Annotated in this window: 20 protein-coding genes; 11 read left to right on the top strand and 9 right to left on the bottom strand. The window is 75.5% G+C overall.

Annotated features, from left to right (window positions below; all coding sequences use genetic code 11):
- The first annotated feature begins 63 nt into the window (after window positions 1–63).
- The 3 genes from AC067J_RS30970 to AC067J_RS30980 all read left to right on the top strand — a co-directional run bounded on the left by AC067J_RS30970 (window position 64) and on the right by AC067J_RS30980 (window position 3,275).
- Window positions 64–837 carry a methyltransferase domain-containing protein gene (locus tag AC067J_RS30970; RefSeq protein WP_478304787.1) on the top strand — a complete coding sequence of 258 codons (774 nt, stop codon included), beginning with the start codon at window positions 64–66 and terminating at the stop codon, window positions 835–837.
- A gap of 144 nt (window positions 838–981) precedes the next feature.
- A complete protein-coding gene (locus AC067J_RS30975; protein WP_478304789.1) occupies window positions 982–1,923 on the top strand; it encodes an alpha/beta hydrolase in 942 nt (313 codons plus the stop codon).
- Window positions 1,920–3,275: an aminotransferase-like domain-containing protein gene (locus tag AC067J_RS30980; protein ID WP_478304791.1), complete on the top strand. Its 1,356-nt coding sequence runs from the start codon at window positions 1,920–1,922 to the stop codon at window positions 3,273–3,275. Before AC067J_RS30975 ends, AC067J_RS30980 begins: the two co-directional genes overlap by 4 nt.
- A gap of 139 nt (window positions 3,276–3,414) precedes the next feature.
- Here AC067J_RS30980 and AC067J_RS30985 read toward each other — a convergent pair whose 3' ends face one another.
- The 5 genes from AC067J_RS30985 to AC067J_RS31005 all read right to left on the bottom strand — a co-directional run bounded on the left by AC067J_RS30985 (window position 3,415) and on the right by AC067J_RS31005 (window position 7,447).
- Complete coding sequence (locus tag AC067J_RS30985) at window positions 3,415–3,810, bottom strand: hypothetical protein (protein WP_478304793.1); 396 nt, start codon at window positions 3,808–3,810, stop codon at window positions 3,415–3,417.
- 191 nt (window positions 3,811–4,001) lie between these two features.
- The gene (locus AC067J_RS30990) at window positions 4,002–4,766 is read right to left on the bottom strand and encodes an ABC transporter permease (RefSeq protein WP_478304794.1); all 765 of its coding nucleotides are present in this window, start codon (window positions 4,764–4,766) and stop codon (window positions 4,002–4,004) included.
- Window positions 4,767–4,792: 26 nt separating this feature from the next.
- Window positions 4,793–5,758: an ATP-binding cassette domain-containing protein gene (locus AC067J_RS30995; RefSeq protein ID WP_478304796.1), complete on the bottom strand. Its 966-nt coding sequence runs from the start codon at window positions 5,756–5,758 to the stop codon at window positions 4,793–4,795.
- A 115-nt stretch (window positions 5,759–5,873) separates the two neighbouring features.
- Window positions 5,874–7,067 (bottom strand): glycosyltransferase, encoded by a 1,194-nt coding sequence (locus AC067J_RS31000; protein ID WP_478304798.1) that lies wholly within the window; start codon window positions 7,065–7,067, stop codon window positions 5,874–5,876.
- Window positions 7,064–7,447, bottom strand: a complete 384-nt coding sequence (locus AC067J_RS31005; RefSeq protein WP_478304800.1) for a hypothetical protein — start codon at window positions 7,445–7,447, stop codon at window positions 7,064–7,066. The genes AC067J_RS31000 and AC067J_RS31005 overlap by 4 nt, the downstream gene beginning before the upstream one ends.
- A 164-nt stretch (window positions 7,448–7,611) precedes the next feature.
- Here AC067J_RS31005 and AC067J_RS31010 point away from each other — a divergent pair, with 164 nt between their 5' ends.
- The 8 genes from AC067J_RS31010 to AC067J_RS31045 all read left to right on the top strand — a co-directional run bounded on the left by AC067J_RS31010 (window position 7,612) and on the right by AC067J_RS31045 (window position 15,380).
- Window positions 7,612–8,544 (top strand): 3-oxoacyl-[acyl-carrier-protein] synthase III C-terminal domain-containing protein, encoded by a 933-nt coding sequence (locus AC067J_RS31010; protein ID WP_478304801.1) that lies wholly within the window; start codon window positions 7,612–7,614, stop codon window positions 8,542–8,544.
- A gap of 114 nt (window positions 8,545–8,658) precedes the next feature.
- Complete coding sequence (locus tag AC067J_RS31015; RefSeq protein ID WP_478304803.1) at window positions 8,659–8,949, top strand: acyl carrier protein; 291 nt, start codon at window positions 8,659–8,661, stop codon at window positions 8,947–8,949.
- Between the two features lie 4 nt (window positions 8,950–8,953).
- Window positions 8,954–9,772: a hypothetical protein gene (locus AC067J_RS31020; protein WP_478304805.1), complete on the top strand. Its 819-nt coding sequence runs from the start codon at window positions 8,954–8,956 to the stop codon at window positions 9,770–9,772.
- On the top strand, window positions 9,769–10,533 hold the full coding sequence (locus AC067J_RS31025; protein ID WP_478304807.1) for a 4'-phosphopantetheinyl transferase family protein: 765 nt from the start codon (window positions 9,769–9,771) through the stop codon (window positions 10,531–10,533). The genes AC067J_RS31020 and AC067J_RS31025 overlap by 4 nt, the downstream gene beginning before the upstream one ends.
- 127 nt (window positions 10,534–10,660) lie before the next feature.
- Window positions 10,661–12,352, top strand: a complete 1,692-nt coding sequence (locus AC067J_RS31030; protein ID WP_478304808.1) for a condensation domain-containing protein — start codon at window positions 10,661–10,663, stop codon at window positions 12,350–12,352.
- Window positions 12,353–12,700: 348 nt separating this feature from the next.
- Window positions 12,701–13,708: a DMT family transporter gene (locus tag AC067J_RS31035; RefSeq protein WP_478304810.1), complete on the top strand. Its 1,008-nt coding sequence runs from the start codon at window positions 12,701–12,703 to the stop codon at window positions 13,706–13,708.
- Window positions 13,705–14,505, top strand: a complete 801-nt coding sequence (locus AC067J_RS31040) for an SDR family NAD(P)-dependent oxidoreductase (RefSeq protein ID WP_478304812.1) — start codon at window positions 13,705–13,707, stop codon at window positions 14,503–14,505. The genes AC067J_RS31035 and AC067J_RS31040 overlap by 4 nt, the downstream gene beginning before the upstream one ends.
- Window positions 14,506–14,513: 8 nt before the next feature.
- Window positions 14,514–15,380 carry a polysaccharide deacetylase family protein gene (locus AC067J_RS31045; RefSeq protein WP_478304814.1) on the top strand — a complete coding sequence of 289 codons (867 nt, stop codon included), beginning with the start codon at window positions 14,514–14,516 and terminating at the stop codon, window positions 15,378–15,380.
- A gap of 128 nt (window positions 15,381–15,508) precedes the next feature.
- Here the strand turns inward: AC067J_RS31045 and helR are convergent, their stop codons facing one another.
- The 4 genes from helR to AC067J_RS31065 form a co-directional block, all read right to left on the bottom strand.
- Complete coding sequence (gene helR / locus AC067J_RS31050; protein WP_478304816.1) at window positions 15,509–17,662, bottom strand: RNA polymerase recycling motor ATPase HelR; 2,154 nt, start codon at window positions 17,660–17,662, stop codon at window positions 15,509–15,511.
- Window positions 17,663–18,003: 341 nt separating this feature from the next.
- Entirely contained in the window at window positions 18,004–19,107 is a 1,104-nt protein-coding gene (locus tag AC067J_RS31055) for an MGDG synthase family glycosyltransferase (RefSeq protein ID WP_478304817.1), read from the bottom strand.
- A 13-nt stretch (window positions 19,108–19,120) separates the two neighbouring features.
- Window positions 19,121–20,113, bottom strand: a complete 993-nt coding sequence (locus AC067J_RS31060; RefSeq protein WP_478304819.1) for an NAD-dependent epimerase/dehydratase family protein — start codon at window positions 20,111–20,113, stop codon at window positions 19,121–19,123.
- A 55-nt stretch (window positions 20,114–20,168) separates the two neighbouring features.
- On the bottom strand, window positions 20,169–21,293 hold the full coding sequence (locus tag AC067J_RS31065) for a DegT/DnrJ/EryC1/StrS family aminotransferase (protein WP_478304821.1): 1,125 nt from the start codon (window positions 21,291–21,293) through the stop codon (window positions 20,169–20,171).
- Window positions 21,294–21,734: the final 441 nt, after the last annotated feature.

Genomic DNA, 21,734 nt, shown 5'->3' on the forward strand with positions numbered 1-21,734 from the left:
CCCCCGCACACCCCCGCACACCTCCTCGACAGCCCCGACAAGAACGACGGAAAGACCGACACCATGACCGAGCAGGACGCCTTCCCCGGCTGGGACTGGGACGACCCCGACGGCCTCGACGAGCAGCTCGACCGGTTCAGCGCCGACGTCGCCACCTGCCGCACGCTCGAACCGTCCCCCGGCGGACTCCCGTACGACCACCAGGACTTCACCGGCCTCGGCCTCACCGGCATCGAGTTCGCCGCCTTCCGCACCGCCCACCCGGCCGGCCTCGGCACCGACCTCACCGCGCTGCGCAGCCCCGCGACCGGCACCGAACCCGGCACCCTCTACCGGGTCGACGGCGACCGCTGGTTCACCCAGCTCGACATCTCGAAGCCGCTGCCCTTCGCCGACGCCAGCGTCGACTGGGTCTACGCCGAGCACCTGATCGAGCACGTCACCATGCCGGTCGCGGTCGGCTGGCTGCGCGAGGCCCGGCGCGTGCTGCGCCCCGGCGGCGTCCTGCGGATCACCACCCCCGACCTCGCCCGCTACCTGAACGGCTACGCCACCGACGACGGCTTCCTGGCCAAGCACCGCCGCCGGCTCACCACCCTCGGCTTCGGCCCCCCGATGCCGCAGCGCCCCGCCTTCCTGGTCAACCAGATCTTCCGCTACTACGGTCACCAGTGGATCTACGACCTCGACGAGCTGCGGCACGTCCTCACCCGGGCCGGCTTCGAACCCGGGCAGATCCGCCCCTGCGCCTACCGTCAGGGCGTACGCGCCGACGTAGCCGACCTCGACACCGCCTTCCGCACCGACGAGACCGTCTACGTCGAGGCCGACCGCTGAGTCCGGACCCCAGCGACCACTGAGTCCGGACCTCAGCGACCACCGGGCCCGGACCCCAGCGACCACTGAGTCCGGACCTCAGCGACCACCGGGCCCGGACCCCAGCGACCACAGAGACCGGACCCCAGACCCCCGGGACACCCGATGCCACTGCACCCCCAGGCCCAGGCGCTGCGCGACCGCCGCGCGAGCTCCGGCACACCCCCGCTCTACACCCTCACCCTCGCCGAGGCCCGCGCCGCCGACCTCGCCGACATCCGCGCCGCCGCCGGCACGCCCGAGCCCGTCGCCGCCGTCGAGGAGCACCGCATCCCCGGCCCCGGCGGCGAGCTCCCGCTCCGCCTCTACCGGCCCGAGCCGCAGGCGCCCGGCCACCGGCTGCCCGTCCTGCTCTACCTGTTCGGCGGCGGCTGGACGCTCGGCTCGCCCGACACCAGCGACGCCATCTGCCGCGCCCTGACCAACGCGGTCGGCTGCGTCACGGCCTCGGTCGGCTACCGCCTCGCCCCCGAGCACCCCTTCCCCGCCGCCGTCCACGACTCCCGCGCCGCCGCCCGCTGGCTGGCCGCGGAGGCCGACACCCTCGGCCTCGACCCGGACCGGCTCGCCGTCGGCGGAGACAGCGCCGGGGGCAACCTGGCCGCCGCGCTCACCCTGATCGCCCGCGACGAGGGCGGCCCGGCCATCCGCCACCAGCTGCTCGTCTACCCCAACACCGACCAGCGCGCGGACACCGCCTCGCTGCGCGAGCACGACGACCCGGCGCTGTTCAACCGCCGCTCGGTCGCCTGGTACCGGGGCCACTACCTGGCCGGACCGGACGACGGCGACCACCCGCACGCCTCCCCGCTGCGCGCCCCCAGCCTGGCCGGCCTGCCGCCCGCCACCGTCCTCACCGCCGAGTACGACCCGCTGCGCGACGAGGGCGAGCAGTACGCCGACGCACTGCGGGCCGCCGGCGTCCCGGCCGAGACCCGCCGCTTCGACGGCGTCCCGCACGGCTTCTTCGCGATGACGGGCACCCTGGACGCCGCCGCCGAGGCGCAGCAGTACGCCGCCGACCGGCTGCGCGAGGCCCTCCGGTGAGCGCGCCGACGGCCGCCCCGGCCGTGTCCCTGGACCTCGCCGACCTGCACGGCTCGCTCTCCGACCCGCTGCTGGACGCGATGACCTTCCTGAACGAGGTCACCACCCGCTACCCCGGCGCCGTCTCCTTCGCCCCCGGCCGCCCCTACGAGGGCTTCTTCGAACCCGAGGACGTCGCCACCTACCTGGACGCGTACCTCGACCACCTGGCCGCCCGCGGCCTGGGCCGCGACGCGATCCGCACCACGCTCTTCCAGTACGGGCCCACCAAGGGCGTCATCGCCGACCTGGTGGCCCGCACCCTCGCCAACGACGAGGGACTCACCGTCGCGCCCGAGTCCCTGGTGCTGACCGTCGGCGCCCAGGAGGGCATGCTGCTGACGCTGCGCGCCCTCTGCGCCGGCCCGGACGACGTGGTGCTGGTCAGCTCGCCCTGCTACGTCGGCGTCACCGGCGCCGCCAGGCTGCTCGACCTGACCACCGTCCCCGTCCCCGAGGGCGCGGACGGCGGCCCCGACCCGGCGGCCGTCCGCGCCGCCGCCCGGGCCGTCCGCGCCGACGGGCGGCGCCCGCGCGCCCTGTACGTCGTCCCGGACTTCGCCAACCCCTCCGGCACCTCGATGCCCGTACCGGCCCGCGCCCGGCTGCTGGAGACGGCCGCCGAGGAGGGGCTGCTGGTCATCGAGGACAACCCGTACGGGTTCTTCGCCCGCGACCCCGGCGAGCGGCCCACCCTCAAGGCGCTGGACCGCCACCGCCAGGTCGTCTACCTGGGCTCCTTCGCGAAGACCTGCTTCCCCGGCGCCCGGCTCGGCTACGTCGTCGCCGACCAGGAGGTGACCGGCCCGGACGGGCGGCGCACCCTGCTCGCCGACCAACTGGCCAAGCTGAAGAGCATGACGACGGTCAACACGCCGGCGCTCAGCCAGGCCGTGATCGGCGGCATGCTGCTGACCCACGACTGCCGGCTCCGGGCCGCCAACGCCCCCGCCACGGCCCACTACGCGGCCGGCATGGCCACCCTGCTGGCCGAGCTGGAGCGGCGGTTCCCGGCGGCCGAACGGGCCCGCCTGGGCCTGTCCTGGAACGTCCCGGAGGGCGGTTTCTTCGCCGTCCTGGACGTGCCGTTCGCGGCGGACGACGCCGCCATGGAGCGCTGCGCCCGGGACCACGGCGTGCTCTGGACGCCCATGGCGCCGTTCTACCCGGCGGGCGGGGGAGAGCGCCGTCTCAGGCTCTCCATCTCCTCGCTGACGGCCGCCCAGATCGTGGACGGCGTCGCGCAGCTGGCCGCCTTCGTCCGCGCGGAGGGTGCCCGCGCGGAGGATGTCCGTGCGGAGAGCGCGCGGTAGGCCCGCCGGCCGACAGCGCCAGGACGGACGACGGCGGCGCCCCTGCGGAGGGGCGCCGCCGTCGTCGTACGGTGCTCGGTCTGCGGTGCTCGGTCTGCGGTGCTCGGTGTGCGGTGCTCAGCGCTCGGTGTGACGGGTGTCAGCGTGCGCCGTGCGCCCGCGGATCGGCGGCGGTGGCCTTCATCGGCGGCTTGGCGGCGACGGCCTTGACGGGGGGCTTGGCCGCGGTGACCTTGACGGGGGGCTTCGCGGCGACGGCCTTGACGGGGGGCTTCTCCGCGACGGCCTTGACCGGGGGCTTGGCGGCCGCCACCTTGGCCGGGGGCTTCGCCGCGACCACCTTGGCCGGCGGCTTCTTGCCCACCACCTGGACGGCGGCGGCGGGTTCGGCGGAGGCCTGACCCGCGCCGAGCAGGCCGACCACGGGCAGCGCGGCGATCGCCCCGCCCGCGAGGGCCAGGCGGGTGCGCCGCCCGCGCGCGGGCACGGCACCGTCCCGGTCGGTGGCCGGTGTGTTCTCGGAGCGAGCGCTCATGGGGTTCCCCTCGGCGTGCGGAGTCGGTCGACTGCCCCCGACGATAGGGCCGTCGCGTTGGGCGGACAACCAACCGTCCGGCCCCACAAGCGGTTTGACGCCACACCGGTGACCCGCGCCGGGAACCGGGGGTGGGACGTGCGGACACGTCCGCACGTCCCACCCCCACCGCTCCGGCAACCGCCGCGGCCTCAGCGCACCCGGGTCGAGAACAGCCGCGCCGACCAGTACACGGCGGCCACCGTCATCACCACGACGACCAGCAGTCCCTGCCAGACCACGCTGTCCCCGACGTGGCCCGAGAACAGCGCCCGCATGCCCTCCACGGCCCAGTAGAAGGGGTTCCACTTGGCCATCGACTGGAGCCACATCGGCGCCAGCGCCAGCGGCAGCAGCACCCCGGAGAGCAGCGCGATCGGCTGCGCGAGGGTGTTCACCACCGGGGCCATCGCCTCGTCGGCTGGCAGCAGCAGGGCGATGCCGTAGGAGATGGCCGAGGTCATCAGGGCCAGCAGGCCGAGCAGCAGGTAGGCGAGCAGCAGGTTCACCGGGCCCACCCGCAGGCCGAACGGCAGCGCGATCAGCGTGATGATCACCGCCTGGACGAGCAGTGCCACCGTCTCGCGCAGGGCCCGGCCGAGCAGCAGGGCCAGCCGGCTGACCGGCGTCACCCGGGCCCGTTCGATGATGCCGGCCTTCAGTTCGCCGAGCAGGCTGAAGCCCGTGTACAGGCCGCCGAAGATGCAGAGCACCGCCAACAGGCCCGGCACGTATATCTGGTAGGCCTGGGCGTAGGTGTTCGCGCCCATCGGTTCCAGGACCTTCTTGAGCAGCGGCGCGAACAGCAGCAGGTAGAAGATCGGCTGGATCACTCCGACGGCGATCCAGACCGGCGTTCGCCACATCAGCAGCAGCTGGCGCTGGAAGACCAGCCAGGTGTCGCGGGCGAGCTTCATGGGAGCCCCTCCTCGGGGATCTGAGGTCAGGACTGCTCGATGGAGCGGCCGGTGCGGGCCAGGAACACGTCGTCCAGGCTGGGGCGTTGCAGCTGCACGGTGCCGGAGGCCACACCGGCCGCGTCGAGCGCGCGCAGCAGCCGGGGGATGGCCGCCGCGCCGTCGTCCAGGTAGAGCCGGAGGCCGTCGTCGCCGCGCAGCTCCAGCCGGTGCAGGACCGGCAGGTCGGGCTGTTCGCGCAGCGCCGTGGCGGCCTGCTCGGCCTCCCCGGCGGCCAGGCCGAGCAGGACGACGTCGCCGGAGATCTCGCGCTTGAGGGTCTCGGGCGTGCCTTCGGCGACGATCTCGCCGTGGTCGACGATGGCCACCCGGTCGCAGAGTGCGTCGGCCTCGTCCAGGTAGTGGGTGGTGACGACCACGGTCATGCCCTCGTCCCGCAGGCGGCGGATCTCGGTCCAGACGTGGCCGCGGCTGGCCGGGTCGAGGCCGACGGTCGGCTCGTCCAGGAACAGCACCTTCGGGGAGTGGATGACGCCGAGTGCGATGTCCACCCGGCGGCGCTGGCCGCCGGAGTAGGTGCGGCACGGCCGGTCCGCGAACTCGGTGAGCTCGAAGGCCTTCAGCGCCCCCTCGGCGCGGGTCAGCGCCTCGGACTTGCCGGTGCCGTGCATCCGGGCCTGGAGCACCAGTTCCTCGCGCGCCGTGACGGAGTCGGTGGTGCCGCCGCCCTGGGCGACGTAGCCGATCCGGCGGCGGACCTCGGCCGGGTCGGCGAACAGGTCGGCGCCGGCGATCCGGGCCTCGCCGCCGTCCGGACGGATGAGTGTGGCGAGCATGCGGAGCGTGGTCGTCTTGCCGGCGCCGTTTGGGCCGAGGAAGCCGAAGATCTCACCCGCCGCGACGTCCAGGCCGATGCCGCGGACGGCGTCGACCGCGGCCTGGCCGCGTTTCTTGGAAGGGTAGGACTTGCGAAGTCCCTTGGTCTCGATCAACCAGAACTCCCGAGCGGGGATGGGTTGCCGGGGCGCCAGGGATGCGGCGCGCGGGACACCTGGGAAGTGGTGCTGCGGGCCACCCTAGGGTCTGCGGCACCCCGGAAACAATGGCCTAGACCAATGGATTGGCCTCCGGGGCAGCGTCGGGGGCACCGTCCGCGACCAGCGCCTCCAGCCGGTCGGCGGCCGCCACCGCCCCGCCGCCCGCCCGCAGCGCCGCCCCGACCCGGACCGCCGCCGCGCGGTGATCGGCCGACTCCAGGACGGTTCGCAGCCGCACGGCCAGCTGATCGGGCGTCACCCGGGCGAACGGCACCCGGAGTCCGGCCCCGGCGGCCGCCACCTGCGCCGCCACGAACGGCTGGTCGTGCCGGATCGGGGCGGTCACCAGCGGAAGTCCGTGCGCCAGCGCCTCACCCACGGTGTTCATCCCGCCGTGGCAGAGCACCGCGTCCAGGGCTCCGCGCGCCATCAGCTCCAGCACCGGCGCGCGGTCCACCGCGACGGCGTGGGCGGGCAGTTCGGGCAGCAGGTCGAGCGGCGCCGCGAACACCGGCTGCACGTCGTCACCGCACAGCTCCACCGCCCGCACCGCCCGGGCCAGGAAGTCCGCGCCCAGGTCCCCGGCCAGCGTTCCCATGGTGACCAGCACCCGTCGGCGGCCCTCCGCCAGCCGCTCCCAGGGGAACGCCGGATCGGCCGGCCGGTCCGCCAGCACCGGCCCGACCAGCGCGTACTCGGCTGGCAGTGGCTGTGGACCGGTGAGCGCGGGGCCGGTGAACGCGAGCACCAGGCCGGGGGAGAACCGGGGATCGGTGTACTCCTCCTCGGGTAGTCCGGCCCGCCGCCACAGGCCCTGGAGCAGGCCGGTCATCCAGGCCTCCACCTGCGGCAGCGCCCGGAACGGCCGCCCCAGCTCCATGGCCCCCGGGGCCAGCGTGGCCCAGGGCAGCCGGTGGCGGTGCGCGACCAGCGCCCCGGCCGGCGTGTGCTGGTCCACCAGCAGCGCGTCCGGCCGGAACTCGCGCACCGCCGCGTCCAGCGTCTTCGCGGTGAACCGCGCGTACGGGACGATGAAGCCCTCCCAGAGGGAGCGCACCGCGGCCAGCCCGTGCCCGCCCTGCGCCCGGAACGCCCGGGTGCCGGTGCCGAACACCCGGGCGTCCGGCCCGAGCAGCGGGCGCAGCACCGACTCGGTGCCGGTCCAGGCCACCTCGTGCCCGCGCGCGACCAGCTCGCGGGCCAGTCCGACGGTCGGGTTGACGTGCCCGGTGAGCGGCGGGACCACCAGCAGGAAGCGGCTCATCGGGTGCCTCCCGCGGGCAGCAGCCGCTCGACGTCGGCGACGGTCAGCGCCTCCAGTGCGGCCAGGTCGAGGCCGGACCGCAGGGCGCCGAGGTCGGCCGCCGGGCCGAACCACGTGCGCAGCAGCCGGTCCAGCGCGGCGATCTCGGTCTCGTCCAGGAGCAGGTCGCCGTCCAGCCGGGCCTGCGGGGTGACGTGCGCGGCCCACTCCGGCGGTGCCTCGGCGGCCTCGACCAGCAGGGCCACCAGGTCGGGGCGGACCGGCGGCGCCGGTGGCTCGGGCGCCAGGGGGTCGGGCGTGGGGCGCTCGGACGTCGGGGGCTCGGGCGCATGGCTTTCGGGTGCGCGGGTTTCGGGCGCGGGTATGTCGCGATCGGTCATCTGGGGCTCCACCTGCTCGACGGCACGGGGCGGGGACGGCCGCACGGTACGGGGCGAATCCGTGGGCGGCGCGTACGGGGCGCGTTCGGGGAGTGTGCGGGATGTGTGCCGCAACCGCCCGAGATCACTTGTGCGGACCCGCCGGGCGTGGGAATACTAGCCCGGTGACCGCACTGGAGGCAGTGGCCGTTCACCTCCCCCACCACACCGTGCCCATTGAGGCAGTGGGCGAGCGGATCGGCCTGACCCCACGTCAACTCAAACTCTTCCGCCGTTTCCACGGCCTGGACCAGCTGCGACTGGACCCGGACGGGAAACTGCCCGACCTCCTCGGCGCCGCCGTCGACGCCCTTCCGGAGCTGCGCGGACGCGAACGGCACGTCCGTTTCGTGATCCACGCGCGCAGCATGCCGGTGGCCGTGCCGTACCCGCTCAACCCGCTGCACGACCTGCTCGACCGGTACGGCCTCGGCCACGCCCAGGCCTTCACCGTGACCCACCACGCCTGCGCCGTCGGCCTGCTGGCCGTCGACCTGGCCGGCCGCCTGCTCGCCGGGGACCCCGACCGGGAGGCGCTGGCCCTGGTGCTGACCGGGGAGAAGACCTTCACCAAGGACGCCCAGGTGGTGCCCGAGACCGGGATCTTCGCCGAGGGCGCGGCCGCCTGCCTGGTCAGCGCCGACGGCGAACGCGACCGGGTGCTCTCCTACGAGGTGCGCCAGCGCCCCGAGTTCGACGGCCGGCTGGCCGAGGACCCGGAGCTGCTCGCCCGCTACCAGCGCGAGTACCCGGCGGTGATGATCGAGGCGATCGAGGCCGCCCTGGACCGGGCTGGTCTGGACCTCTCCGACCTGGCCGCGATCCTCCCGCACAACGTCAACCAGGCATCCTGGCGGATGATCTGCCGCCGGATCGGTTTCCCGATCGGGAACGTGGTGCTGGACAACGTGCCGTCGGTCGGGCACAGTTTCGCTGCGGACGGCCTCATCAACCTGCACATCGCCGTCGGGCGGGGGCTGCTCCGTCGCGGCGACCGCTACCTGATCGCCGCCGCAGGCATCGGAGCGACGTTCTCCGCCATGGTCGTCGAGCACTGACGAACCGCCGGGTGATCCCGCCCGCCGACGCCCGCCCGCCCGCCCGGAGTCCGTCCGGCCTCCGCGCCCCCTGTCCACTCCCTGCCACTCCACGCACGACGGGACGGTCCCCCCATGTCCGATCAAGTGGTCCAGACCACCGACACCGAGCTGCGCGACCGGGTCCTGCACAGCATCGGCGAACTGCTCCCGCGCGTCCTCAAGCGCGACCTCCCCGAAATCCCCGAGAACGCCTGCCTCTTCGACGACCTCGGCCTCACCTCGGCCGGCACCATCGAGCTCATCCTGGAGGTCGAGGAGGCGCTCGACATCCAGGTCGACGTCGAGCAGATCAGTGAGGACGACCTGCGCTCGGTGACCAAGCTCGCCGACTACGTCGCCTCGCACATCATCCCCGAGGACTGACCGGGTGGCCGCCGCATCCGACCCGGGCCTCGGCCTGACCCGGGTGCTGGCGCGGTACGCCGACGGCCGCTCCGAGCTCTCGCTCGACCCGGACCTCCGGGTGTTCGTCTCCGACCTGGTCCGCCCCTACGGACTTCCGCTCCGCGAGGACCTGCTGACCGAAGGGGCCGGACACGCCTACGAGGAGCTGGCCGCCGGCCTGCTCGCCGAGGCGCTCGGGCCGGACGAGCCGGCGGACCTGCTGATCCAGGCCTTCGACTCGCCCGACATCCGGCCCGGTGCGCCCACCTCACTCGCGCTCAGCCGCTCCTGCGCCGGCACGCCCACCGCGCTCGCCCTCTGCGACCAGGGCACCGCCACCGCCTTCGGCGCGCTGCGCGCCGCTGCCGCCTACCAGCGGACCGGGGTCGGCCGTCGCGCGGTCGTGGTCCTCGCCGAACAGACCGCCCTGCACTACCTGCCACCGGAACCGGTGACCCTGCCCGAGCGGCACTGCGCCGTGGTCCTGGTCTGCGAGACGGCACCGGGCGAGGAATTGACTGTCCGTCAGGACAGCCTGATGGACGAGGAGTCGGCGGCCAAGGAGGTGCGCCGGCAGGCCGAGGCACTGGGCGCCGAGGCCGCCGTCCTGCTCGCCGCCGGCCTGGACGTACCCGACGTGGACGCCGTCCGCACCCCTGCCGGCCAGCCGTTCACCGGCCTCTGGTCCGAGCTGGCCGCCCGCCTTCCGGGCTGGCGGGACCAGCGGCGACCCGTCCTGCTCGCCGACCTCGACCGGCGGCTCGGCGTGCTGTCCACCCTGACCCTGCGGGCCGGGCCGTGACCGACGACGCGACCGGGGTGAGCGGCCGGGGTGAGGGCGGGGCCGGCCGGGGTGTGGGCGGCGCCGTCGACCCGATCGACGTGTGGCTGATCCCCACCGACCAGCCCGACCCCGTCGTCGACGCGCTCCGGGAACTGCTCGACCCGGGCGAACGCGCTCGCGCGACCGGTCCCGACCCCGGGTACGGCCGCCGCTTCACCGTCGTCCACGGCGCCGTCCGGCAACTCGTCGGCGAGCGCCTCGGCCGCCGGCCCGCCGAGCTCGCCTGGCGGCACGGGCCGCACGGCAAGCCGGAGTTGACCGGTGGACCGGTCGGCTCCGTCTCCCTCAACTACTCGGCCTCCGGCGCCCTCGCGGTACTCGCGCTCGCCGAGGGGCGGGCCGTCGGAGTCGACGTCGAGGAAGTCCGCGACACCCGGACGGCCACCCGCCTGGCCGGCCGCTACTTCCCCACCGGGGAGGCCGCCGCCGTCGCGGCCGACGCCAGGCCCGCCGAGCGGTTCACCGAGCTCTGGTGCCGCCGCGAGGCCTGCGTCAAGGCGTACGGCGGACGGCTGGTCCAGGGCTTCGGCCTGCCCATGGCCGGCCCGGCGCCGCTGCTCCTCGCCGACCCGGGCGCGCTCGGACCGGGCCCGTGCCGCATCGACGACGTCCCCGTGCCCGGGCCGTTCCGTGCCGCCGTGGCCGCCGTCGGCGCCCGCCCGGTCCGGGTGGCCGTGCACACCTGGTCGGCCGAACACCTCGTTACCACAGCGAACTGACGGTGCCCATCGGATCCGTCAGGCATCCCAGACATCTGGTCTGTACCACCCGATCGGGCCGCTGATAGCGTCCCGCAGCGCCGCCGGGCTCCCCGGTGGACCCGGCGAGCCGAAGGACACGGACGACGTGACAGAGACCAGTGGACGGATCGAACTCCGGTACGGCGGCGCGAGCGGAGGCTCCGGCCCGCTCACCCTCGGCCAGGACAACATGATCCGCTGCATCCGCCGTGACCGGCCCGAGCAGATCAACAAGGAGTCGGTCTGGCCGGTCCCCGACGGGACCACCCTGCCCGCCGCCCTCGACGCCCTCCGCGCACTCCTGGAGCGGCACGAGTCGCTGCGCACCGCCTTCCCTCCCGGCCCGGGCGAGGACGGCTTCCCCGAGCGCCAGGAGGTCCACGGCGACGGCGGGTTCACCGTCGCCACGGTCCCCGCCGGAGCGCGCGGTGAGGCCGAACTCGACGCCCTCGCCGATGAGTTGGGCCGCGTGGACGTCGCCCTCCCGTTCGACCTGGCGGCCGCCCCCCGGCTGCGCTTCATCCTCGTCACCGACGGGGAACAGGTGCGCCGACTGGTCGTCGTCGCCTGCCACGCGGGCGTGGACGCCGCCGCCGTCACCCTGCTCATCGAGGACTGGCTCGCCCTCGCCGCAGGCAAGGAACTCCCGCCGGCCACCTCCCGGACCCCGCTCCAGGTCGCCGAGCAGGAGCAGAGCCGGCAGGGCCGCCGCAAGACCCAGGCCGCGCTGCGGCACTGGGAGACCATCCTCACCACCGGCCCGCAGGTCGTCTTCGCCACGGACGGCATCACCGGACCGCCGAACGGCCTCGCCACCCTCGTCCTGCGATCCCGCACCGCCGCCGCCGACCTCGACACCCTCGCCCGCCGCACCGGCGCCGGCCCCTCCGTCGTCCTGCTCGCCGTCCTCGCGGCCCTGGCCGCCCACCGCGCGGCCCGCACCGACCTGGTCCTCGCCGCGCTCTCGGCCAACCGGCAGCGCGCGGCGATGGCCGACCACGTCGGCACCCTCGCCCAGGACGCCCTGCTCGCCCTCGACACCGACGCCGCCGACCTCGACGAGCTGATCGGCCGGGCCAAGGCGGCCTCGTTCAACGGCTACTGGCACAGCACGCTCAACGCCGACAAGGTCTGGCAGCTCATCGAGGACGTCGCCGAGCGGCGCGGTGCCCGGTTCACCCGCCAGTTCGTCGTCAACGACCTCAGCCTCACCATCCCCGAGTCGATGTCCGACGCCCGCCCGGCCCCCACCGCGGACCCCGAGGTGCTCTGGCTGCCCGACCAGCCGCTGCCCGTCCGCCTCATGGTCAACATCCTGCGGGCGTCGGGCAGTCTGGAGTTCGCGCTGCTCGCCTGCCCCCAGGTCCTCGACCGGGAGGAGACCGAGCGCTTCGCGCGCGCCGTTCCCGCTGTTCTCGCAGCCGCCGCCGAACGGCCGCTGCCGCTCGCCGAACTGGCCGACCTGAGCGGCCTCCGGCCCGCGACCCGCACCGGCGACTGGCACCGGATCGGCGCCGACTGGATCCACCTCGACGCCGTCCGCGCCCTGCTCGCGGACGCCCTCGGCCCCGCGCCGCTGGTCGAGGTCTCCTGCGCCGAGGGCCGCCTGACCGCCTGGATCGCCACCACCGACCCCACCCTCACCCCCGCCGCCGCCCACCGCGCGGTGATCGCCGTCCTCCCGGGCCGCGAGACCGCGATGGCGCCGCAGCACTACCTCGTCCACCACCACGCCGAAGCCGTCCCGACCGGCTGGGCCGCCCTCCCCGCCACCGCCGAGGGCTCCGGCCGCGCCTGAGCGGTCGCCGGCTCCCCGGGTGTCCCGCGCCGGGCGGCACCCGGGGCGGGCGTCGGGAGCCGAAGGCCGGTGCGGTCGCCCTACGGTGGCCGGAGACTCCACACGGGGGAGAGTCCCGGCCGCGCGCCCGGGCCGCCGGTACCCCGCGCCCCGCCGCCCGCCACCTCGCCGGCCCGAGCCCCGCTGCCCCGCGCCCTGCCGGGGTGCCGCCCGCGCCCGTCTGCCCAGGCCTCGGTCGCGCCCCCGCCCCCACTCCCACACACCCCCCACTCCGTCCCGCTCCCCTGCAGGTCGGAGCCGCCGGGCGGAGACTGGGGGGTGGATCCTGCCCCCGAGGCTGGGAGAGGCATGCTGCTCGGACTCACCACCGCGCTGGTCGCCACCGTCTGCTTCGGCTTCGGTTCGGTCTTCCAGGCGCGCGGCGCGCGGGAGGCGCCGCGGGCGGACCGGGTACGGGTCGGCCTGCTGGCCGCGCTGCTCCGGTCCTGGCGCTTCCTGCTCGGCACCGGCCTGGACATCGCCGGCTTCGCCCTGAGCATCGTCGCCCTGCGCACCCTTCCGCTGTTCCTGGTCCAGGCGGTCACCAACGCCAGCCTGGCCGTCACCGCCCTCGCCGCCGCCCGGCTGCTCGGTGCCCGGCTGCGCCGGAGCGACCTGCTGGGCATCGCCGCCGTGGTCGCCGGCCTCACCCTGCTCGCGCTCGGCTCCGGGAGCGAGGGCCGCGACCACGCCCCGGCCGCCTTCCACTGGGCGCTGCTCGCCACGACGGCGCTGATGCTGCTGCTCACCCTGGCCCTCGCCCGCCGCAGCGGCACCGGCGCGGCAGCCGGTCTCGGCCTGCTCGCCGGGGTCGGCTTCGGCGTGACCAGCCTGGCGGTGCGGGTCCTCGACGTCTCCGGTCCGCTCACCGTCTTCACCGACCCGGCGGCGTACGCGCTGGCCGTCGGCGGTCTCGGCGGGTACCTCGCCTACGCGCTCGCACTGCAGCGGGGCACGGTGACCGCCGCCACCGCCGCCGGTACCGTCTCCGAGACCTTCGGCCCGGCGCTGGTCGGGGTGGTCGCCCTCGGTGACGCGGCCCGGCCCGGCTACGCCTGGTGTGCGCTGACCGGCTTCGCGGTGGCGGTCGGCGGCACCGTCGTGCTGTCCCGCTTCGGCGAGGTCGAGGCCGAGCTGGGCCCGACCCCGACCCCGACCCCGACCGCCGCCGTCACCCCCGCCCCCGCCCCGACGGCCCCTACCCCGACCGCCCCCGCCCCGGGTCCGGTCGCCCGGACGGCTCCGTCGTGCGAAGGTGACTTGCCGGACAAATCCCGCACGGACGGCGGGATGCGGACAGAGGGGCAGGTGCCATGAGGCCGGACGAAGCCCATCCACCCCCGGGGCGGAAGCGGCCGCGCCCCGCCGACGACCCACCGGTCGCCCTGATCACCGGAGCCTCCTCCGGCATCGGCGCGGCCACCGCGGCCCGGCTGGCCGCGGCCGGCTGGCGGCTGCTGCTCTCCGGGACCGACCGGTCCCGGCTCGACGCGGTCGCCGACCGCACCGGGGGACGGCCGCTCCCCGAGGACCTCGCCAAGCCCGACGGCGCTCAGCGCCTCGCCGAGGCCGCCGTCGCCTCGGCCGGACGGGTGGACGCCCTGGTGGCCGGCGCGGGTCTCGGCTGGCGCGGGCCCTTCGCGCTGACCCCCACCGACACCCTGGACCGGATGCTGGAGGTCAACCTCGCCGCCCCGCTGCGGCTGACCCGCCTCCTCCTCCCCACCATGCTGGAACGCGGCCGGGGGCGGATCGTCCTGATCGGCTCGATGGCCGGCCAGGTCGGCGTCCGGGACGAGGCGGCGTACGCGGCGACCAAGGCCGGGCTGACCATGTTCGCCGAGAGCCTCTGGTACGAGCTGCGGGGCAGCGGCGTCGGGGTCCGGCTGATCCTGCCGGGCGCGGTGGACACCCCGTTCTTCGCCGAGCGCGGCACCCCGTACCAGCGCGAGCGCCCGCGCCCGGTCCCGCCCGAGAAGGTGGCGGGCATCGTGGTCGACGCCGTCACCACCTCGCGTGACCGGGTCTTCGTGCCGCGCTGGCTGGACGTCCCGGCCCGGATCCACGGCGTGGCCCCGGGCGTGTTCCGGCGGCTGGCGTCCCGGTTCGGCTGAGGCGTCCGGTGGCCCGCAGCGCCCGGCCGCCCGGCCCCGCCCGGCCGGGCGGGGCCGGGCCCCGGGTGCCGCGCGCTGCCGCACTGCTCGCGGCGGGCGCCGCGGGGGCCGAACTCGCCCACCTCGCCCCGGCCGCCGTCCGGCTCCCGCCCGTCCGGCGCCTCGCGGCCCGGCGCACCGCCGGGTACGGCGACCCCCGCCACGTCGCGCTGACCTTCGACGACGGGCCCGACCCGCGCGGCACCCCGGAGATCCTCGACGCCCTCGACGCGCTGGGCCTGCACGCCACCTTCTTCCTGCTGGGCGCGATGCTGGAACGCGCCCCCGGCCTCGGCCGCGACCTGGCGGTCCGGGGCCACGAGGTCGCCGTCCACGGCTGGCACCACCGCCGCCAGTGGTACCCGGCGCCCGCCCGCGACCTGCGCGAGCTGCGCCGCGCCACCGAGGCGGTCACCGGTCTCTGCGGCGCCCGGCCGCTCTGGTACCGCCCGCCGTACGGGGTCCTGGCCGCCGGTCAGGCCCTCGCCGCGCACCGCCTCGGCCTGCGCACGGTGCTGTGGACCGCCTGGGGCCGGGACTGGACCGCCGACGCCACCGGCGGTTCCGTCCACGCCACCGCCGTTCCGGGTCTCACCGGCGGTGCCACGCTCCTCCTGCACGACTCCGACTGCACCTCGGCCCCCGGCTCCTGGCGGGCCACCCTCGGGGCCCTGCCCCTGATCGCGGCCCACTGCCGTGACCGCGGCCTCCTGCTCGGCCCGCTCCGCGACCACGGGATCCCGCTCCGCGAGCACGGCGTGCCGTTCCGCGGCGGCTGCATCCCGCTCGGCGGGCACGGCGCCGGGCGCCCCGGGCGGGCGGACACCACCGCCTGACGGCGGAGCGCGCCCGCCCGCCCGGAGCCCGCCCGCCGCCCGTGGCTATGCCCGCCCGCCCGGGGACCGTGCTGCTCCCCGCCCCCCGGGGTGGCGGCGAAGTCAGCCGCCGCCGCCCCGGGCCGGCGTCAGGAGCCGGCGAGGACGACGAGCTGGCGGGTCGCCCGGGTCATCGCCACGTAGCGGTCGACCGCTCCCTCGACACCCTCGCCGAACGCCTCCGGGTCGACGAGGACGACCAGGTCGAACTCCAGGCCCTTCGACAGCGTGGGCGTCAGCGAACGGACCCGGGGCCGCTCGCGGAACGTCGGGTCGCCGATGACGCAGGCGGTCCCCTCGGAGTGCTCGGCGAGCCACGCGTCGAGGACGGCGTCCCGCTCCGCGAGGGATCCGTGGACGACGGGGATGCCGCTGCTGCGGATGGAGGTCGGCACGTTGGCGTCCGGGAGCGCGGCGCGGATGGCCGGCTCGGCCTCCGCCATGACCTCCTCCGGCGTCCGGTAGTTGACGGTCAGGGAGGTCACCTCGACCCGGTCGAGCCCGATCCGTTCGAGCCGCTCCTGCCACGACTCGGTGAACCCGTGCCGAGCCTGGGCGCGGTCCCCGACGATGGTGAAGCTCCGGGAGGGGCAGCGGAGCAGCAGCATCTGCCACTCGGCGTCGGTCAGCTCCTGGGCCTCGTCCACGACGATGTGCGCGAACGGGCCCGCGAGGGGGGCCGGGTCGGCGGTGCCGACCAGCGCGCCTTCGTCGATCAGGCTGTCCTGGAGGTCCCGCCCGCGCAGCATGGTCACCGCGCCCTCCCCGTCGTCGTCGGCGTCGAGCAGGTGCTCGATGACGCCGGCCATGCGCTCGCGCTCGGCGGCGACGGAGGCGTTGTGCCGCTGCTTGCGGCGGGCCGTCTCGGGGTCGCCGAGCCGCTGCCGTGCCGCGTCCAGCAGCGGCAGGTCGGAGACGGTCCAGGCCTGGGCCTCCTCGCGCTGCAGCGCGCGGACCTCGTCGCGGTCGAGCCAGGGCGCGCACAGCCGCAGGTAGGCGGGCACCGTCCAGAGGTCCCCGACGATGTCGGCCGCTTCGAGCATCGGCCACGCGCGGTTGAGGGTGGTGATCAGCTCCCGGTCCGCCAGCACCGACCGGCGGAACAGCTCGGGCGGGACGTCCTCGTCGTCGTGCTTGTCCCGCAGGATCGTGACGAGCTCCTCGCGGATCTGCTCGCGCGCGTCGTTGTGCGGGGTCCCCGGGTCGGGGGCCCGGAACGCCTCGGCCCAGTCGTCGGCGCTCAGCCAGAGGTCGGACCAGTGGGTCGACACCGTCATCCCCTCGGTCGGGGGCTCCTCGTAGATGGCGACGGCCTTCTCGATCGCCTTCACGAGGTCCGCGGAGGACTTCAGCCGGGCCACCTCCGGGTCCTCCTCGGCGGCCGCGGCCGCGCCCTCGGCGACGAGGTCGCGCACGGTGCAGGTCCGCACGCCCTCCTCGCCGAGGCTGGGGAGGACGTCGGCGACGTAGGCCAGGTACGGCTCGTGCGGACCGACGAACAGCACGCCGCCCTTGCGCTGGCCGAGCCGGGGGTCGGAGTAGAGGAGGTAGGCGGAGCGGTGCAGGGCGACGACGGTCTTCCCGGTGCCCGGACCGCCGTCGACGACGAGTGCGCCGCGGGACCCGGCCCGGACGATGGCGTCCTGGTCGGCCTGGATGGTGGCGAGCACGTCCCGCATCCGGCTGGACCGGTTGCTGCCGAGGCTGGCGATGAAGGCGGACTGGTCGTCGAGCGCCGCGTGCCCTTCGAGCCCGTCGGCGGTGAACACCTCGTCCCAGTAGTCGCTGATCCGGGCACGGGTCCAGCGGTACCGGCGGCGGCTCGTCAGGCCCATCGGGTTGGCGTGGGTCGCGGCGAAGAACGGCTCGGCCGCGGGGGAGCGCCAGTCGACGAGCAGGCGGCGGCCCGTGCTGTCGGTGAGGCCGAGCCGTCCGATGTAGAGGGGCTCGGGGTCGTCCGCGCTGACGATGTGTCCGAGGCACAGGTCCAGGCCGAAGCGGCGCAGGGCGCGCAGGCGGCCGGTCAGCCGGTGGACCTCGGTGTCCCGGTCCATCGCCTCCCTGCCCTTGCCGCCGGGTGCCCTGCGGACGGCGTCGAGGCTGTCGGACAGTTCGGCGATGGCCTGGTCGAGGCTCTCCGCGATGGCCGCGAAGTGCTGCTCGTCGCCGGCGATCAGTGCCGGGTCGGCCTTGGGGGCGAGGCGGTCGGGAAGGTCGAACGCGCTGGTGGTCAGGTCGTTCATGTCATCGGCTCCGATCCGCGGCCGGGCCCGCCGGGGCCGGCGGCTCGCACGCCCGCAGCCCGGCGCCGGGCGCCCGCAGCCCGCGTCCCTCCGCTGGTGCGGCGTCACCGCATGACCTGTCGACCGACAAAAAAACACGCACTGGGTGAATCTCCCCATCCCCGCTGGTTTCGGCTCAGGCGAGTGATTCTGCGGCATGACCGGGGCCTTGCCGCAAGCCCCCCGGTGCGCTATAAGTTGAGAGTGGCAAGGGAATGCTTCGGCTCCCTTGCCTTTCGCGTTTCCCGAGGCGTGTCGCCCAGGCCGTGTTTCCCGGGCCCGGGTTTCCCGGGTCGTGATTCTCAGGCGCGGTCCGAGGGTAGCCCCACCCGCTCCAGTGCCGCGGCGAATCCCGTGCGCCAGCCCTCGGGTGACGCGCCGGGGGACGGCGGCGGGGCGGGCCGTTCGAGTGCCGCGAGTGCGCAGCCGACCACGTCGGCGGGCCGCGCGGAGGTGACGTCGGCGTGGCCGAGTTCCAGTTCGTGCTGGAGGTTGTCCCGGCCGTGGCCCTGGACCACGTCCAGCAGGAGGAGCCGGCGGCCCAGCGCACGGGCCTCGCTGCAGGTGTCGCCGGAGCTGGTCACCACCAGGTCGGCGGCGGTCATCAGGGCCGGGATCCGGTCGGTGTAGCCGAAGGGGTGCAGGCGCGGGCGACGGCCCGCGGCGTGGCGCAGGCGGCGCTCCAGTTCGGTGTTGCGGCCGGCCACGGCGAGCACGTGCGGCCCGGCGTCGGCGAGCGCGGCGGCGGTCCGGGCGAGCGGGCCGAGCCCCCAGGCGCCGGACATCAGCAGGACGCACCGCGCGCCGCCCGGCACACCGAACTCGGCGCGCGCCGCGGCGCGGGACGGCGGGCGGTAGAACGGTGCCCGCAGCGGGGCGGGCAGGACGGCGACCGGTGCCTCCGGCCGGTAGCGGCGGACCGCGCACGCGGCGACCTCGGAGGTGACGAGGAACAGGTCGGTCCCGTCCTGGACCCAGAGCCGGTGCGGCGTGACGTCCGTGCAGAGCACCAGGTGGCGGAAGCCGGGGAGCGCGCCGTCCCCGCGCAGCCGGTTGACGGCCGCGGTCGCCGTGGCGAACACCGACACCACCAGCTGCGGCCGCTGCTCGGCGATCAGCGCGCGCAGCGCCGGTACGAGCCGGGAGCGGGCCGCGGCGTCGGCGAGCAGGGCGACCCGCGCGCCGGGGCGCAGTGCGGAGAAGTGGAACGCGTCGTAGACGCCGGGCAGGCCGAGCAGCCGCCGGAACACCGCCTCGCCGGCGGCGCCCGCGCGCTGCCCGAGCAGGGCCATCGCGTCGACCGTGTCCGTGGTCCAGCCGCCGGCCTCCAGCGAGTCCGCGCAGGCCCGGGCCATCACGTCGTGGCCCTGGCCGAGCGAGCCGGAGACCAGCAGCGCGTGCGGCACCGCGAGCCCCGCCTCAGGCGCCCGTGCGGGGGCCGGAGCCGGGAGCGGTGCCCGGGCCGGCGCCGGGGCGGGCCGGGGGCGCGGCCTCGGACCGGTACCAGTCGGCGTACCGCCGCACGCCGTCGGTGAAGTTGGTCCGCGGGGACCAGCCGAGCAGCCGTTTCGCCTGTGCGGCCGAGATGCGGCGCCCGGCGTAGTCAGCGGTCCGCGCCTCGATGTGCTCGATGGTGACCGGGCCGAGCAGCTGGTCGACGGTGTCGGCGATCTCCCGGACGGAGATCGCCGTGGAGCCCTCCAGGGCGAAGGTCTGGTCCTCGGCGGCGGGGGAGAGGGCGCGGACGTGCGCGTCGGCGAGGTCCTCGACGTAGACGAAGTTGCGGCCCTGCAGGCCGTCCCCGGCGATGGTGATCGGCCGCCCGGCGAGCGCGGCCTGCACGAACCGGGCGACGACCAGTTCGTCGCGCATCCGCGGCCCGTACGGGATGCCGTAGCGGAGGATGGTGAAGTGCCGGCCGTACAGCTCGCGGTAGCTGTGCACGAGCATCTCGGCGGCCAGTTTGGTGGCGACGTACAGGTGCCCGCTGTGGTCCAGGTCGATCGGCACGTGTTCGTCCAGCTCCTGTTCGGAGCTGTCCATCCGGTCGTCGGTGAGGGCGGCCCCGTAGACCCAGACGGTGCTGGCCAGGACGGTCCGGCTGAGGCCGCTGAGGCGGGCGGCCTCCAGGACGGTCCCGGTCCCGTCGATGTTGGCCCGGACGGCCCCGACCGGGTCGGCGGCGACCCGTTCGACGTCGGCCTGCGCGGCCAGGTGGAAGACCACCTCGCAGCCGTCCAGGGCGGTGGTGAGGGCGGGCAGGTCGAGGATGTCGATGCGGGCGTGGTCGGCGTCGGGGTTGAGGTACTTGTCGGTGGTGTCCACCGCGAGCACCTCGTGGCCGGCGGCCAGGAGCCGGTCCACCACGTGTGAGCCGATGAATCCGCATCCCCCGGTGACGGCTATGCGCACGGTTCTGTCTCCTTGTCCTGGCGGGGCCCCGGCCCCGCGGGGCCGGGTGCGGGCGTCATCCCGCGAGCCGGCGGTGGACGGCCGAGACCGCCTCGACCACCAGATCGGTCTCGTCCTCGGTCATGTCGGAGTGCACCGGCAGGCAGATCTGCCGGGCGCAGACGTCCTCGGCGACGGGCAGCGCGGCCCGCCGGTACGGGGTCAGCACCGGTTGCAGGTGCAGCGGCAGGTCGTAGACCTCGCCGGAGAGCCGCACGTCGTACTCCTCGGCGACGGCGCGCTTGAACGCGGCCCGGTCGGTGCCGGGCGGCAGCAGTGCGACGTACTTGTAGTAGTTGCCGCGGCAGCCGGCCGGCTCGGCGACCGGCTGCAGCCCGTCGAGCGCGGCGAACGCGGCGTCGTACCGCTGGGCGACCCGCCGCCTGGTCTCGACGAACTCCTTGAGCCGGCGCAGGTGCACCGTGCCGACGGCGGCGTTCAGCTCGCTCATCCGCCAGGACGCGCCGAGCCGGACGTGGTGGTTGGTGGTGAACGAGCCCTTGCCCTGGTCGCGGTGGATGCGGGCCTCGTCGCGCAGCTCGGCGGACTCGGTGAGGATCATGCCGCCCTCGCCGCTGGTGGTGACCTTGGTCGGGTAGAAGGAGAAGGCGCCGGCCAGGCCGAAGGTGCCGGCGGCGCGCCCCTGGAAGCTGCTGCCGTGCGCGTGGGCGGCGTCCTCGACGAGCGGGACGCCCCGGGCGTCGCAGAGCGCGCGCAGCGCGTCCACCTCGGGGGTGACCAGGCCGCCGATGTGGACCAGGACGACGGCCGCCGTGTCCGGGGTGAGCGCGGCCTCCAGGGTGGCGGGGCTGAGCGCGAGGGTGGCCGGGTCGACGTCGGCGAAGACCGGTCGGCCGCCGGCGTGCAGCACGGCGCCGGCGGTCGCGTAGAAGGTGACGGCCGGGACGACCACGTCGCGGTCGCGGACGTCCACGGTGCGCAGGACGACCTCCAGTGCCGCGGTGCCGCTGGCGACGGCCACCGCGTGCGGGGCGCCGTGCTCCGCGGCGAAGGACTGCTCGAACCGCTCGGTCCACGGACCGAGGGTGAGCGCGCCGGTGGCGAGCATCTCGCTCACCGCGTCCGCGACGGCCGCGCGGTCGTTCTCGTCGAACACGATGCGAGCGGCGGGAACGCCCATGGGCCACCTCCGGCAGCGGGATGAGCACGTCATCGACCTGGTCATTTCGGGGCCTTCCGGATGAACCGGTCGGCCAGGCACATCACGCTACTTCGCCCGCCCGACCCCGGCCCGTTGTCGCCCCCGCCCGGGTGATGCCGGGCCGCTGCGGCGGGCGGTGCGGCGACGGTGCCGCGGGCACGGCGGCGGGCAGTGAGGCAGGCGCGGCGGCGGGCGCGGGCCCGGGCCGGTCCGCAGGGCGGGCCGTAGGCCGCGGGTCGGAGACGCCGGGCCGCCGTGCGGGCCCCGTACTACTCCGTACGGGTCGTGCTGATGCGTCCGCAGTAGTCCGGAATGCCTGCGGAGGGGCGACGACGACGAGACCCCCGCCCCCGGAGGATGGGCCATGCTGCGGGCGCCCCGGCCCGCCGACCGGGCCGCCCGCACCCGCACGGGACCCCT

The organism is Kitasatospora sp. NPDC042419, assembly GCF_056437345.1.